This window comes from Lonsdalea iberica (genome assembly GCF_002111585.1).
GTDB lineage: Bacteria > Pseudomonadota > Gammaproteobacteria > Enterobacterales > Enterobacteriaceae > Lonsdalea > Lonsdalea iberica.
Genome location: NZ_LUTP01000025.1, coordinates 1 through 15,240 on the forward strand (window position 1 = coordinate 1; position 15,240 = coordinate 15,240).

The following is a 15,240-nucleotide window of genomic DNA, read 5'->3' on the forward strand; positions in this document are numbered from 1 at the left end:
CTTGAACAGTGGGCCGCCGCGCCGCAGGCCGCGCGCCTGCCGTTGCTGGAGGCGCTGCGCCGCGAATCCGTGGTCATCGACCAGAACAAACAGCCTTTCAGCAGACAGGACGACGTCTTCACGCCGCTCGACAGCGCGCGGCAACCGAGCGGCGATACCAAAAAGTTGTTTATGAACAACCGACTGCGCGTATTGGTCGCCAGCTCACTCGCCGCACACCAACTGGTCAGCGATGACCCTACGACCCGCCTGCATGCGGCGCAGCAGCTGCAAAGCACAGGCGCGGCCGCTCTGCTGCCGGTGATCGAACGGCAGCTCGCCGGCGAAACCGACGACCAGGTGCGGGCCTCGCTGGCAATGGCGGCCGCCAATCTCCAGCTCGCCAGCCCCGATGCCGCGGTACGGCTGCAGGCGGTGAAGCAGCTGGGGGAGTCGAGCCATCCCGCCACTCAGGCCCGGCTACAGCGCCTGACGCAGGCCCCCGACGAGCCCGACGCCGCCGTCCGCAACGCCGCCGCGGACAGCCTGCAGCACATCGAACAGCGCCTGATGTGGGGCGAACTGCTCGGTCAGGCATTCACCGGCCTTTCGCTCGGCTCGATCCTGCTGCTTGCCGCCCTCGGTCTCGCAATCACCTACGGGCTACTCGGGGTGATTAATATGGCGCACGGCGAAATGCTGATGCTGGGGCTTACGCCGCCTGGCTGGTGCAGTCGCTGTTTCAACAGTTCGCGCCACAGTGGCTGGCCTGGTATCCCTTGCTGGCGCTGCCCGCGGCCTTTTTTATCACGGCGGCGATAGGTATGGTGCTGGAACGCGTCGTCATCCGCCATTTGTACGGCCGCCCGCTGGAAACCCTGCTCGCCACCTGGGGCATCAGCCTGATGCTGATCCAACTGGTGCGCGCGCTGTTCGGCGCGCAGAATCTGGAAGTCGCCAATCCCGCCTGGCTCTCGGGCGGTCTTCAGGTGTTGCCGAATCTGGTGCTGCCGTTTAACCGTATTGCGGTGATCGTGTTCGTGTTCGCGGTGCTGGGCCTCACCTGGCTGCTGCTGAACAAAACCCGTCTCGGGCTCAATGTGCGCGCTGTCACGCAGAATCGCGCGATGGCGGATTGCTGCGGCGTCCCTACCGGCCGCATCGATATGCTGGCGTTCGGCCTCGGCTCCGGCATCGCCGGACTCGGCGGCGTGGCGCTGTCGCAGTTGGGGAACGTCGGTCCGGAGCTCGGGCAGAGTTACATCATTGACTCTTTCCTCGTCGTGGTGCTGGGCGGCGTCGGTCAGTTGGCAGGCACCGTGGCGGCCGCGTTCGGCCTCGGCATCCTCAACAAAGTATTGGAGCCGCAGATCGGCGCAGTGCTTGGCAAGATTCTGATCCTGGTGCTGATCGTTCTGTTTATCCAGAAACGTCCGCAGGGCCTGTTCGCCGTGAAAGGGAGGGTGATTGACTGATGAGCACGCCACTGACATTAACCCTGGCGCGCAAAGCGCCGCGCCTGACCTTCAGCCTCGGTATCCTGTCAACGCTGGCGCTGCTGGCGCTGCCGTTCTGTGCACTGCTGCCCGCCGACCATCCGCTGGCGATCTCCACCTATACCCTGACGCTGGTCGGCAAAATCCTGTGCTATGCCGTCGTCGCCGTGGCGCTCGACCTCGTATGGGGCTACGCCGGGCTGCTGTCGCTCGGCCACGGGCTGTTTTTTGCGCTGGGCGGTTACGCCATGGGCATGTACCTGATGCGTCAGGCCGCGGGAGACGACCTACCGGCGTTTATGTCGTTTCTGTCCTGGAACGAGTTGCCGTGGTTCTGGGCCGGCACGCAGCATTTCGCCTGGGCGCTGTGCCTGATTATGCTGACGCCCGGTCTGCTGGCGCTGGTGTTCGGCTTCTTCGCCTTCCGCTCGAAAATCAAAGGCGTCTACTTCTCGATCATGACGCAGGCGCTGACCTACGCCGGGATGTTGCTGTTTTTCCGCAACGAAACCGGCTTCGGCGGTAACAACGGGTTTACCGGCTTCACCACCCTGCTCGGCTTTAACGTCAGCGCCACCGGCACGCGCATCGGCCTGTTCGTCGCCACCGTGCTGTTGCTGCTGACCAGCCTCGGCATCGGCTTCGCGCTGGCGCGCAGCAAATTCGGCCGGGTGCTGACGGCGGTGCGCGACGCGGAGAACCGGCTGATGTTCGTCGGGTACGATCCCCGGGGCTTCAAGCTGTTCGTCTGGACGCTCTCAGCGGTATTGTGCGGGCTGGCGGGCGCGCTGTATGTGCCGCAAGTCGGCATCATCAACCCCAGCGAGATGTCGCCGACCAACTCTATCGAGGCCGCCATCTGGGTGGCGCTCGGCGGACGCGGCACGCTGATCGGCCCGCTGCTCGGCGCTGGTATCGTCAACGGCGCAAAAAGTTGGTTCACCATGGCGTTTCCCGAATACTGGCTGTTCTTCCTGGGCCTGATGTTTATCCTAGTCACGCTATTTCTGCCGCGTGGCGTCATTGGCCTGTTGCGCGGGAGGCGTGATGACTGAATCCCTGTTTACCCAACCACTTCCGGCAGATCGCTACCGCCATCAACACGATCCGGTCCTGCTACTGGAGAAGATCAACGTCTCGTTCGACGGCTTCCGCGCGCTGACGGATCTCTCATTGCAGATCGGCGTAGGCGAACTGCGCTGCATCATCGGCCCCAATGGCGCGGGAAAAACCACGCTGATGGATGTGATCACCGGCAAAACACGGCCGGACACCGGCCAGGCGATCTTCGATCAACACATCGATCTGACCCGACTGTCGCCGGTGGAGATCGCGCGTTTGGGCATCGGCCGCAAATTTCAGAAACCCACGGTGTTTGAAGCCCTGACGGTGTTCGACAACCTCGACATCGCGCTGAAAAACGATAAATCCGTCTGGGCCAGCCTGCGCGCGCGGCTGGACGGCGAACAACGGGACCGTATTGACGAGACGCTGACGCTGTTGCGCCTCGACGCGGCGCGCAGTCGCAAAGCCGGGTTGCTGTCGCACGGACAAAAGCAGTTTCTCGAGATTGGCATGCTGCTGGTGCAGGAGCCGCATCTGCTGCTGCTCGACGAACCGGCGGCCGGCATGACGGATGCCGAGACCGAGTACACCGCCGAACTGTTTCGCGGTCTGGCCGGCAAGCACTCGTTGATGGTCGTGGAGCACGATATGGGCTTCGTCGAAACCATCGCCGACCGCGTCACCGTGCTGCATCAGGGCCAGGTGCTGGCCGAGGGGTCGTTGCGCGAAGTGCAGGCGGACGATCGGGTTATCGACGTTTATCTGGGGCGCTGACATGTTACAGGTATCGGAACTGAATCAATATTACGGCGGCAGCCACATCCTGCGCGGCCTGTCGTTCGAGGCCCGGCCCGGCGAAGTCACCTGTCTGCTGGGGCGCAACGGGGTGGGGAAAACGACGCTGCTTAAATGCCTGATGGGCTTGATCCCAGCTAAATCCGGCGAGATCCGCTGGCAGGATCGCGTTATTAACCACCGTAAACCGCATCAGCGGGTCCAGGCCGGCATCGCCTATGTTCCGCAGGGCCGGGAGATCTTTCCACGCCTGACGGTGGAAGAAAATCTGCTGATGGGTCTGGCGCGTTTTTCCGGCGCGCAGGCCAGATCGGCGCCGGAAGAGATCTACCGGCTATTTCCCGTCCTGGAGGAAATGAAAGCGCGGCGCGGCGGCGACCTATCCGGCGGCCAGCAGCAGCAGTTGGCGATCGGCCGCGCCCTGGCCTGCCGGCCGCAGTTGCTGATCCTCGATGAACCCACCGAGGGCATCCAACCTTCCGTGATCAAAGAGATCGGCGCCGTGATCCGACAGTTGTCCCAGCGGGGAGATATGGGGATTTTGTTGGTCGAGCAATTCTACGACTTCGCCGCAGCGCTGGCCGACCGTTATCTGGTCATGTCGCGGGGCGAGATTGTCCAACGCGGTCTGGGGCCGGACATGGAGAAAGACGGCGTGCGCCATCTGGTCGCGATATAGCCGCGGAGGGGCGCTGCTCCGCTTGCAGCAGAGACGTTTCATGCAGCTCATGGGGTCGCCAAGGAACGTAACGCGCACAGAAAAGTCCCCATCGCAGCAACTGTCCCAGGCAGGTATCAGGAATATCCGCGTCATTAATGGCCACACGGCTCTATTCCCCATTGTGCTGGCCGGAAAAGGCGAAAGGATCTGCGAAAGAAGACGCTGCCCGGCCCGCGCAAACGGCGCCAGGGCGCGTCAATCTGCGTTGTCGGGCGACGCCGGATCCGGCGCGTTGAACGCGAGAAACCGCGCGTCGTAATCGTCGCTTCGGGGCGCATCGCGCAGGTGTTGGGCGCGGGCGACGACGATCTCCTCCGCCTCCGGCCTGTCTCGCAGCAACGTCATCGTCTCACGGATAAACGCGTCCAGCGGCATCGCCCGCGGATCGTGTCCCTGCTCGCCCTGCAAATCGGTCTGCACCCAGGGCGGGATGATCTCGATGACCTGCACCGCGCTATCGCGCAGCTGAAAACGCAGCGATTGCGTATAAGAGTGCAGCGCGGCTTTGCTGGCGCAGTAAGTCGGCGTGACCGCCTGGGGCAGAAATGCTAGTTCGGACGTCACGTTGAGAACCGCCGCACGAGGTTGCTGAAGCAGATGCGGCAACAACGCGGTGGTCAGATAGATCGGCCCCAGCAGATTGGTAGAGACCGTCTCCCGCACCGTTTGCCAGTCGCGCCCGGTCACCTCTTCCCGCCGCTGAATACCTGCGTTGTTGATCACGCCATTCAATGTCGGGAAACGCGCCGTCAGCGCCTGAACAAAGGCTTCCACGCCGTCCGGCGAGCGCTGGTCAAGCACGAGATACGCCATGCCCGCATGGGCGAACGCGACCTTGCGCAGACGGGACTCGTCACGCCCCGCGATAACGACCTGGTTCCCGGCCCGATGAAACGCTTCCGCCAATCCGCGACCGATCCCCGATCCGCCGCCGGTAATGAGCAACGTGTTTCCCGTCATCTGCATGATGCGCCCTCCGCCTCCCGATTCATCATTGGTGGTAGATGAAGGTTGTCACATCATTATCACGCAGTTGATACGTCCCGCTGAAGCGGCGTCCTCGCAGGAAGTCCGGCGACAGGTCGCACAGCAGTTCCAATGTGAAAGAGTGACTCGCACGATCCAGCTCCAATATTTTGACATCCAGAAAATCAAAATAGTGTTTTACTTGCGGATACAGTGCCTTATACAAACTTTCTTTGGCGGAAAACGTCAGCGTCAACAACGAGGAAAAGCGACCGGGGAAAACCTCATGCATCCAGTCGAACTCTTCGTCGTTGATGATGCCCGGCCATAGGCTATTCGCCCGCTCTTCGCTCATGAGCGTCTCTATATCCAATCCGACGTAAGAGGCCGTATCCTGACGCATGTGGGCCGCGCAGAGCGCGGAGTCTGCGTTGTGGCTCAATGAGCCGACGATAAAGTCCGGCCACTGCGGCGAACGATCCTCGCCGTTTTTCAACGTGTATCGTTCAATCCCCAAGCGTTCAAGCACTTTGCGAGCGAGATAACGTCCGGCCAGATACTCAGCCCGACGCTTAGGCACTGAGCGGGCAATTTCTGCTGTGAAAGGAATCCCTGCGCGAAAGAACAAATCATCACGATAAGTCCGCAGGGAGAAATGACAGCGAGCCCCTACCCCAGGGTAAATAGCTTCGCTGTCAGCCTGGTGGAACGTAACCCACTCTATATCTTCTATAAAAACAGAAAGCATATTTGTTAACTCTTCAAGCGGAACCTAGTGCATATGCCACTAGTTTACAGTACAGAGAAGCAGCAGCGCTACCTCCCTGTAAAACACTACTCACAAAGCCAGAAAGAAACCGGCGATACTGGCGCTCATCAGATTCGATAACGTTCCCGCCGCAATGGCCTTCATTCCGAAGCGGGCAATGTCCTGACGTCTATTCGGCGCCATGCTGCCCAGACCGCCGATGAGTATGGCGATAGAGGACAAATTGGCGAAGCCGCACAGAGCAAACGAGACAATCGCTTTAGTGTGTGTAGACAGCACCTGTAAACCGGAGGCCGCGACGACATCGTCAGGCTTGAGGTAGGAGCTCAAATTCAAATAGGCCACAAATTCATTAACAACCAGCTTCTGTCCAATGAACGATCCGGCAACGGTCGCTTCACTCCATGGCACGCCGATCAGGAATGCCACGGGTGCGAAAATCCAGCCCAGAACCAGCTCCAGAGACAACTGAGGGTAATCGAACCAGCCTCCAACTCCGCTGAGGATACCGTTAAGTAAAGCAATCAGAGCGATAAAAGCCAGTAACATTGCCCCAACATTTAACGCCAGTTGCAAACCCGACGCCGCACCGCCCGCCGCCGCATCGATCACATTGCCCGGCTTTTGTTCTTCGCCGTCGAAATGCTGAACGTTCTCGCGGTCATGCGTCTGTTCCGTTTCCGGAATAATCAACTTGGCAAACAGCAGACTCCCAGGCGCGGCCATAAAGGAAGCGGCAATCAGATACTCCAGCGGCACGCCCATCTGCGCATAGCCCGCGAGAACGGAGACGGAGATAGAGGCCAGCCCGCCGCACATAACGGCGAACAGTTCGGACTGCGTCATGCCCGCGATGTAAGGACGCACCACCAGCGGCGCCTCCGTCATGCCGACAAAGATATTCGCGGTGGCGGAGAGAGATTCGGTGCGCGAGGTCCGCAACAGCAATTGCAGGCTGCCGCCCAGCAGGCGTACGACCCACTGCATGATGCCGAGGTAATACAGCACCGCGATCAGGGAAGAGAAGAAAACAATCATCGGCAGTACCCGCAGCGCAAAGACAAAACCGCCGCCGCCGAAGATCTCGAACATTTTATCCGAAGCCAAACCGCCGAACATAAATGCGATCCCGTCATTGCCATAGGCGATGACGTTACCTACGCCGGACGTGATACTGGCAAGAACCTGACGCCCCAAGGGAACATATAGCGCCAATACACCAATGCAGACTTGGATCAAAAAAGCGCAGATGACCGTACGAACGTTAATTGCGCTACGGTTATGAGACAGCATGATTCCGACCAGGATCAATACAGCCATCCCCACCAGACTCATCAACATTTCCATGGAAAAATCCCTTTAGTAGAGAAAGTAATGAACTAAGAAAGTGTGTGCTACTGCCTCGGCGCATCCCATGCCTCAGAAAACTTAACAAGCTAAGAAGCCCGGCGACGAAAAGGCATATCGGCAGCAATCAACGATGCATACAACATTAAATGAATAAAAACGTCAAATATTCTTAAATATTGTATATTTTGGGATAAAAGTGCATTATTCCTCTTCTTTCTACTCACTATTCATCACGTTACCTATTGTCATAAAACAAAAAAACCCATCTAACGATGGGAGATAAAGTGATACAGAAGGGAAAAATGAACGAGTCTGGCAGAAATAAAAAGGGACTATTCCGGCATTGTCAAACTGGATGTTAAATTTTTCAACATTGATAACATCTGATCAGGATTTACTCACCTCCGCAGGACCCGTGCCTTTATCCGCAAGATCGAACACACGCCATGTATTCGCCAATAAGGCCGCCACGATTTGCGCCGGGCTTTCTTCTCGCAGTTCACATAATGACGATAAAACGTTGCGGATACGCTCGGGGCGATTGGGCGCGCCCTGATGCCCATACACGGGCATATCCGGCGCATCCGTCTCCAGCAAGAGACTGTCCAGCGGCAATTGCGCGATGGCCTTGCGCGTTTTACTGGCGCGCGGATACGTAATGGTTCCCCCAACGCCGATATAAAAGCCGAGTCGGACGAACGCCATCGCCTGCTCATAGCTGCCTGAAAAACCGTGTACAACGCCCGTACGCGGCAGGGAGCATCGCCGCAGTATCGCCGCCAGACGGTCATGTGTACGCCGGGAGTGCAGTATCGCCGGCAGATCGTAACGACGCGCCAGTGCTAACTGTTCGCCGAGAAAGTGGCACTGGCGATCGAACTGCGGATCGTCCATGTAAAGATCCAACCCCACCTCACCTACCGCCACCAGGTCTTTGCGGTGCGACTGCAACCGGGCATCCAGCAACGCCAAATCCTCGTCGTCATGGCGGGCGATGTACAACGGATGCAGTCCCAGCGCTGCGTGCAGACCAGGCCAGCGTTGGGCGAGTTGTAAGATGAGATCGAAATGATGGGAATCCACCGCGGGGATGATGATGTCAGTAATGCCCGCGTCCTGAGCACGCCGTACGCTGGCCGCCTCGTCGTCCAGAAACAGCGGAACGTCAAAATGACAGTGGGTATCTATCAGCGGACCCGGCGCGTGGGAGCGCAGGTCGGTCTGGCTGGCGGTGTGATCGGAACCCGGCATGATCAATTGACGACCTCTTTGCTGAACAAGAGGGTATGAGGATAGCAGTTACCGAACCTGAACGTCATGCCCCTGCAATAGGGCTAACCGGCAGCAACGCCCATTCATTTCCCTCTCGATTCACCGATGCAGGCCGACAAAGGGGACACCGCCCCATCGGAGTATCGAGCATGACAAAGAAACACCGGTCGCCTGACGAAAAACCGGCCCGCGCATCCTAAGGGATGCCGGGCCAGCGTTATCAGACGTGATGGAGAACAGACCGAAGCGGCAAACTCATGCCGCTATCCTTAGGGTCGCTTACGTCCCATAAAAAGACTGATCAGGAATAGAATGATACCGATCACGAAGACAATTTTAGCGGCACTCGCTGCTACGCCCGCCAGCCCGCCGAAACCTAGCGCGGCGGCGATCAGCGCCACAATCAGAAAAATAATACCCCAACGAAACATACGCTCTCCTTCAATATCCGGTGATTAAGGTGGTGTTGTTGCAGCCTGCGTCATGGTACGCAACGCGTCTATCCGACGGGACAGCGTCATGAGCCCAAAAGCGCTCATTCGTCGGATGGCGCCAAAGCCGCCCTGAGCGAAGATACCGTCGGTGAGTCGTCCTGACAGGCGCGGCGGAGAAATTACCGCCGCGCTGACGTGATCGCGGGTGACCCGTTGAACGGCATAACCCGGAGTCGAAGCTAGATTAGGATTTCACCGTCAGGTCGTTCTTGACGCTTTTAACCCCTTCAACAGCCTTGGCCAAACTTTCCGCCTGAGCCGACTGCGCCGCCGTCGATACCTGACCGGTTAGCTGCACAATACCGTCGTGCGTTTCAACTTTGATGTGGCGAGACGGAACGATGCTGTCCGCCAGAAGTTTCGCTTTAACTTTGCTGGTGGTTACCGTGTCTCCGGCATAAGCGCCGACGGTCTGGGAACCTTTTTCATCTTTGACCTGCAGCTTATCACTGACGGACTTCACGCCTTCGGTCTTGGTCGCGATGCTGACCGCGTGCGCAGAAAGGTCCTGACTGGCGACAAAACCGCTCAGGGTCACGACGCCTTTGGACGTTGCGACGGAGATGTCACCGCTGTCGATGGTTTTATCTTCCAGCAGCGCGCTTTTCACCTTGGCGGTGATCGTGCTGTCATCCAGATAGCTCCCTGCAGAAGTCATGGAGCTATCGACTTTCTGTCCGGTGGTGTCGGCCACGTTCTTCACCTTCTGGCTGAACGTTTCTTGTGCCATCGCCTGACCGCCCAGCAACATGGTACCCAGAACAACGGCCATTACTGATTGTGCAATCTTGGTCTTTTTCATCTAGATCTTCCTTTTTGTTGCCACTATTTCACTGCACGGAATGTGCTCATAAAGAGTCAATCACGAGGCTAGCGCGTCGTTGCCGACATCGGCTACCGAATAGATTGTCATGCCGTAAATTACCTGCACTCCAATATAACTCACTACCTCTCGTTAAATTAACAGTGAAACAAACTAGAAATGTCGTACACATAGTTAACTATAGTCGACTGTGGATAAAAACCCAGGTAACCGAAGGAAAAAGGCCGCAGATTAGAGAGATTCAGATTTGTCTGTGCGGGGAAAGGGTGCCTGACGATGAGGGATTTTTCGTTAATTCACTGAAAAATGGGAACAAAAAAACAAAAAGCCAGGCATATGCCTGGCTTGCGTCATTTGTGTGAATTCTAAGCAGAGAATCAATGTTCCCGTGTTTTATGGAACTGCACGTCCGGGTAGCGATCCTGCGTCAGGTTCAGGTTCACCATCGTGGGGGCCACATAGGTGAGGTTGTCGCCGCCGTCGAGCGCCAGATGCTGCTCGTTCTTACGCTTAAACTCTTCCAGTTTTTTGACGTCGTCGCACTCCACCCAGCGTGCCGTCGAGACGTTGACCGACTCATAAACCGCTTCTACGTTGTACTCCGTCTTCAGACGGGCAACGACCACATCAAACTGCAGCACCCCCACCGCTCCCACGATCAGATCGTTATTGATCAACGGACGGAATACCTGCACAGCGCCCTCTTCGGACAGCTGAACCAATCCTTTCAGCAGCTGTTTCTGCCTCAGCGGATCGCGCAGGCGAATGCGGCGGAACAGTTCAGGGGCAAAGTTCGGAATACCGGTGAACTTCATATCTTCACCCTGCGTGAACGTATCGCCGATTTGGATGGTGCCGTGGTTATGCAAGCCAATGATATCGCCGGGATACGCTTCTTCCACGTGGGAACGGTCGCCCGCCATAAAGGTTAGCGCATCCGCGATCGTCACATCTTTACCAGTCCGCACCTGACGCAGCTTCATACCTTTTTCATATTTACCCGACACCACGCGCATGAAAGCCACGCGGTCACGGTGTTTCGGATCCATATTGGCCTGGATCTTGAAGACAAAACCGGAGAATTTCTCTTCCGACGCAACCACTTCGCGCGCGTTGGTGTTACGCGGCATCGGCGTCGGCGCCCAGTCGACCAACCCGTCCAGCATGTGGTCAACGCCGAAGTTACCCAGCGCGGTGCCGAAGAAGACCGGCGTGAGGTCGCCGCTCAGGAAAGCCTCTTCTTCAAATTCATTGGAAGCGCCTTGCACCAGCTCCAGCTCTTCGCGCAGCTGGGCCGCCAGCTCTTCGCCGACCTCGCTGTCCAGCTCAGGGTTATTCAGCCCTTTGATAACGCGCAATTCCTGGATGGTGTGCCCCATTCCGCGCTGATACAGGTAGGTTTCATCTTTATATAAGTGATAGACCCCTTTAAACATCTTTCCGCAGCCGATAGGCCAGGTGATAGGCGAACAGGCGATGTTCAGCTCGCTTTCCACTTCGTCCAGCAGCTCCATCGGATCGCGGATGTCGCGGTCAAGCTTGTTCATGAAGGTGAGAATCGGGGTATCGCGCAGGCGGGTGACGTCCATCAGTTTACGAGTACGATCTTCCACCCCTTTCGCGGCATCAATCACCATCAGACAGCAGTCGACGGCGGTCAGCGTACGGTAGGTATCTTCCGAGAAGTCTTCATGCCCTGGGGTATCCAGCAAGTTGACCAGGCTATCCCGATAGGGGAACTGCATCACAGACGTCGTGATGGAGATACCACGCTGTTTTTCCATTTCCATCCAGTCGGATTTGGCGTGCTGATTAGAGCCGCGGCCTTTTACCGTACCGGCGGTCTGGATCGCCTGTCCGAACAGCAAAACCTTTTCCGTGATGGTGGTTTTACCGGCGTCAGGGTGGGAAATAATGGCAAAAGTCCGTCGTTTCGAGACTTCGCGGGCAAATTCACTTGGAGACATGTTGTTCAGGCTTCTTCAGGTTAGCACCCGGCGTCAGCATCAGATCGCAGCGATGTCACGTCAGGCAGAGCGGAAATCAATCGTTAAGCGGGGCATTTTCTCTGATTTACCGGTCATAAACAATCGGTGACTGAAAGACGCCCCTTTTCTTTACCGTTTATCGCCCCACATCGGCAAACGAGCCTCACGTCCGCGACGTCTCCGCCGCGAGCGCAGCGGGATCCGTTTTTTTTGATCCGTGGGGGAGTGGCATCGAAGATAGCGTTTTCGTTCAGCGACGTGTGTCGGACTTTCGCGAAATCTGGCCGCTCTCGTCGTCGTCGCTGTCCGGCTCGTCATCTTCAACCGGCGTGTTGGCGGTCAGCAGATAGGGCGACTGCTGCCAACGGGAGCGGCGGTGCTGCAACAGCGTACGCGCGAGAATGATGCCGATGGCCAGCGCCAGCAAAATCATCAGCCGAAGAATGTTGGTCGTGTTGTCCACCTGCTTGGCCTCGGTCGCCAGCACGTGGGTGTCCAGCGTCACGCGGAGAAAGCCAATCGGTCCATCCCTACCGTTGATCTGCTCCACCAGTTGATGGTTGAAGTAACTCCCGGCCCGATTGCCATCGAGCGCCAGCCGGTCACGCAAAGGGATCTGCTCGCCGGCCCGCGATATCAGTGTGCCATCCAGTGCATAGAGGCCGGCATCCAGAATCCGGCTGCGATCGGTCAGATTCCGCAACACGTCGTGGATCCGCTGGCTGTTGTCATCGTTGCCTTCCAGCAACGGGGTCAGGCTGAACGCCACCTGACGAGTCAACGTCCGCGTCAGCTCTTCAACCTGTTCGGAACGAGCCATCTGATGACTAAGACTAAAGTAGGACGATCCCTGCATCAGGATCACCAGCAGCGCCAGACAGATCAGCACAATAGCCGTACGATGTAAGCGAAATTTCAACCGAGCCCGAACCATGGGAACACCTGCGCGATTAGGAGAGTTTAATGTTGCCAGAAGCGTTGACGATAGGATAGCTTGTTCCGTTGTTTTATCATTGTCCTCTTTTGACCGTTCTACTTCGTCAACACAACACCCGCAGGAAAGGATTTACCCCATGTCGAACCGTTTGACCTATCGCGATCTGCCCGTCGAGATCAATTGCTGGCCCAATTTGCCGCTGTCGCTCAGCGGTGACGAAGTCATGCCGCTGGACTATCGGGCGGGCAATACCGGCTGGTTGCTCTACGGCGACACCCTCGACAAAAACGCGTTGTCCCGCATGCAGCATCTGCTGGACGAACCCATGGTCATCGTCAGCGCCTGGAGCGTGGGCGACTATCAGGTCGTTCGACTGGCGGGGATCCTGACGCCGCATATCGCCGAGTCGGCGCACACGCTGGGGCTGGACGTGGCGGCGATGGGCAATCACCCGACGCTGCGATCGCCCGGTTTGCTGGTCATGGACATGGACTCCACGGCGATCCAGATCGAGTGTATTGATGAAATTGCCCGTCTGGCGGGCGTGGGCGATCAGGTGGCGGCGATCACCGAGCGCGCCATGCAAGGCGATCTGGATTTCTCTTCCAGCCTGCGCGAGCGCGTGGGTACGCTGAAAGGCGCGGATGCGAATATCCTCTTGCAGGTTCGTGACACTCTCCCGCTGATGCCCGGCCTGGAACAAATGGTGCAACAGCTACAGGAAGCCGGATGGCATCTGGCGATCGCTTCCGGTGGTTTTACCTTTTTCGCCGATCATCTGCGCTCGAAGCTGGATCTGGTCGCCGCCGTCGCCAATTCCTTGGGCATGCGTGACGGCAAGCTGACGGGCGAAGTCGAAGGCCCGATCGTCGACGCCCAATATAAGGCGGACACCCTGCGGCAGTTAGCCGACAAACTGGAAATTCCTTTGGAGCAGACGATCGCCATCGGCGACGGCGCCAACGATCTTCTGATGATAAAAGCCGCCGGGCTCGGGATTGCCTATCACGCCAAACCCAAGGTCTATGCCCAAACGGCTACCAGCATCCGCTATGCGGATTTGACCGGCGTGCTGTGTATTCTCAGCGGCAGCCTGCGACACGAACAACGTTAAATAAAGAAGTGAGGTAAACCGTGGCAAAAGCCGCTAAACGCGCCTTCGTCTGCAACGAGTGCGGCGCTGATTATCCGCGCTGGCAGGGACAATGCAGCGCCTGTCAGGCCTGGAATACCATCACAGAGGTTCGTCTGGCGGCAGCGCCGTCGTCAGCACGCAGCGACCGCTTCGCCAGCTATGCGGGCGACAGCGCCGGGGTCAGCCGGGTACAGAAACTCTCTGAAATCAGTCTTGAAGCGCTGCCTCGCTTCTCTACCGGCTTTCAGGAGTTTGACCGGGTGTTAGGTGGGGGCGTCGTGCCCGGCAGCGCCATTTTGATCGGCGGCAACCCCGGCGCGGGTAAAAGTACCTTACTATTGCAAACGCTGTGCAAGCTGTCCGAACAGATGAAAACCCTGTACGTGACGGGCGAAGAGTCGTTGCAGCAGGTCGCGATGCGCGCGCACCGGCTCGGCCTCCCCGCGCAGAATCTCAATATGCTGTCGGAAACCAGCATCGAGCAGATCTGCCTGATCGCCGAGCAGGAACAGCCGAAGCTGATGGTCATCGACTCCATTCAGGTGATGCACCTGTCCGATATCCAGTCCTCGCCGGGCAGCGTCTCACAGGTGCGTGAGACCGCCGCCTATCTGACCCGTTTCGCTAAAACCCGCGGAGTGGCGATCGTGATGGTTGGGCACGTCACCAAAGACGGTTCGCTGGCGGGTCCGAAGGTGCTGGAGCACTGTATTGACTGTTCCGTACTGCTGGACGGCGACGCGGACTCCCGTTTCCGCACGCTGCGCAGCCATAAAAACCGTTTCGGCGCCGTCAATGAACTGGGCGTTTTCGCCATGACGGAACAGGGACTGCGTGAAATCAGCAACCCGTCCGCCATTTTCCTGAGCCGGGGCGATGAGATCACCTCCGGTAGCTCGGTGATGGTGGTATGGGAAGGCACCCGGCCGCTGCTGGTGGAGATTCAGGCGCTGGTCGATCACTCGATGATGGCCAACCCCCGTCGAGTCGCGGTGGGGTTGGAGCAAAATCGTCTGGCGATCCTGCTGGCGGTTCTGCATCGCCACGGCGGCCTGCAGATGTCGGATCAGGACGTGTTCGTCAATGTCGTGGGCGGTGTGAAGGTTACCGAAACCAGCGCCGACCTGGCGCTGCTGCTGTCGTTGGTCTCCAGCCTGCGCGATCGCCCGCTGCCGCAGGATCTGGTGGTCTTTGGCGAAGTCGGATTGGCAGGCGAGATCCGACCGGTGCCAAGCGGACAGGAGCGGATCACCGAAGCCGCCAAGCATGGCTTCAAGCGCGCGATCGTGCCTTATGCCAATATGCCCAAGAAGCCGCCGGCCAACATGCAGGTGTTTGGCGTCAAGAAGCTGGCGGACGCGCTTGCCATTCTGGATGAACTCTAACGGCAGATAGCTTTGGATTATGACCCGGCCACTGTGGTATTTTGTTTAGTAAGCTAAACAAGGAG

13 protein-coding genes and 1 pseudogene are annotated in these 15,240 nt (G+C 58.1%); 6 read left to right on the forward strand and 8 right to left on the reverse strand.

From position 1 onward, the window contains the following. From urtB to urtE, 4 genes and pseudogenes are all read left to right on the forward strand, one after another. A pseudogene (gene urtB / locus AU511_RS17545) lies at positions 1 to 1,454 on the forward strand (urea ABC transporter permease subunit UrtB); the annotation flags it as partial. Beyond that, positions 1,454 to 2,530, forward strand: a complete 1,077-nt coding sequence (gene urtC / locus AU511_RS10900; protein WP_094101292.1) for an urea ABC transporter permease subunit UrtC — start codon at positions 1,454 to 1,456, stop codon at positions 2,528 to 2,530. The pseudogene urtB and the gene urtC, both read left to right, overlap by 1 nt. Further along, positions 2,523 to 3,314, forward strand: coding sequence for an urea ABC transporter ATP-binding protein UrtD (gene urtD / locus AU511_RS10905; RefSeq protein WP_094109659.1), 792 nt, complete (start codon positions 2,523 to 2,525; stop codon positions 3,312 to 3,314). The genes urtC and urtD overlap by 8 nt, the downstream gene beginning before the upstream one ends. A gap of 1 nt (position 3,315) precedes the next feature. Then, entirely contained in the window at positions 3,316 to 4,014 is a 699-nt protein-coding gene (gene urtE / locus AU511_RS10910) for an urea ABC transporter ATP-binding subunit UrtE (protein ID WP_094109660.1), read from the forward strand. A 237-nt stretch (positions 4,015 to 4,251) separates the two neighbouring features. Here urtE and AU511_RS10915 read toward each other — a convergent pair whose 3' ends face one another. From AU511_RS10915 to AU511_RS10950, 8 genes are all read right to left on the reverse strand, one after another. After that, positions 4,252 to 5,022, reverse strand: coding sequence for an SDR family oxidoreductase (locus AU511_RS10915; protein ID WP_094109661.1), 771 nt, complete (start codon positions 5,020 to 5,022; stop codon positions 4,252 to 4,254). Positions 5,023 to 5,047: 25 nt separating this feature from the next. Beyond that, positions 5,048 to 5,770 (reverse strand): 4'-phosphopantetheinyl transferase family protein, encoded by a 723-nt coding sequence (locus AU511_RS10920; protein ID WP_094109662.1) that lies wholly within the window; start codon positions 5,768 to 5,770, stop codon positions 5,048 to 5,050. A 90-nt stretch (positions 5,771 to 5,860) separates the two neighbouring features. After that, the gene (locus tag AU511_RS10925; protein WP_100059668.1) at positions 5,861 to 7,132 is read right to left on the reverse strand and encodes a NupC/NupG family nucleoside CNT transporter; all 1,272 of its coding nucleotides are present in this window, start codon (positions 7,130 to 7,132) and stop codon (positions 5,861 to 5,863) included. Between the two features lie 396 nt (positions 7,133 to 7,528). Then, on the reverse strand, positions 7,529 to 8,392 hold the full coding sequence (locus AU511_RS10930) for a TatD family hydrolase (RefSeq protein WP_094109664.1): 864 nt from the start codon (positions 8,390 to 8,392) through the stop codon (positions 7,529 to 7,531). A 290-nt stretch (positions 8,393 to 8,682) separates the two neighbouring features. Continuing rightward, a complete protein-coding gene (locus AU511_RS10935) occupies positions 8,683 to 8,844 on the reverse strand; it encodes a DUF1328 domain-containing protein (RefSeq protein ID WP_071999747.1) in 162 nt (53 codons plus the stop codon). A 247-nt stretch (positions 8,845 to 9,091) separates the two neighbouring features. Next, positions 9,092 to 9,709: a molecular chaperone OsmY gene (osmY, locus tag AU511_RS10940; RefSeq protein ID WP_094101298.1), complete on the reverse strand. Its 618-nt coding sequence runs from the start codon at positions 9,707 to 9,709 to the stop codon at positions 9,092 to 9,094. Between the two features lie 398 nt (positions 9,710 to 10,107). Then, positions 10,108 to 11,697: a peptide chain release factor 3 gene (gene prfC / locus AU511_RS10945; RefSeq protein ID WP_094101299.1), complete on the reverse strand. Its 1,590-nt coding sequence runs from the start codon at positions 11,695 to 11,697 to the stop codon at positions 10,108 to 10,110. Positions 11,698 to 11,968: 271 nt separating this feature from the next. Further along, entirely contained in the window at positions 11,969 to 12,652 is a 684-nt protein-coding gene (locus AU511_RS10950) for a YtjB family periplasmic protein (RefSeq protein WP_094101300.1), read from the reverse strand. A 139-nt stretch (positions 12,653 to 12,791) separates the two neighbouring features. Here AU511_RS10950 and serB point away from each other — a divergent pair, with 139 nt between their 5' ends. Then, positions 12,792 to 13,769: a phosphoserine phosphatase gene (serB, locus tag AU511_RS10955; protein ID WP_094109665.1), complete on the forward strand. Its 978-nt coding sequence runs from the start codon at positions 12,792 to 12,794 to the stop codon at positions 13,767 to 13,769. Between the two features lie 20 nt (positions 13,770 to 13,789). Beyond that, positions 13,790 to 15,175: a DNA repair protein RadA gene (gene radA / locus AU511_RS10960; protein ID WP_094101302.1), complete on the forward strand. Its 1,386-nt coding sequence runs from the start codon at positions 13,790 to 13,792 to the stop codon at positions 15,173 to 15,175. Positions 15,176 to 15,240 lie beyond the last annotated feature (65 nt).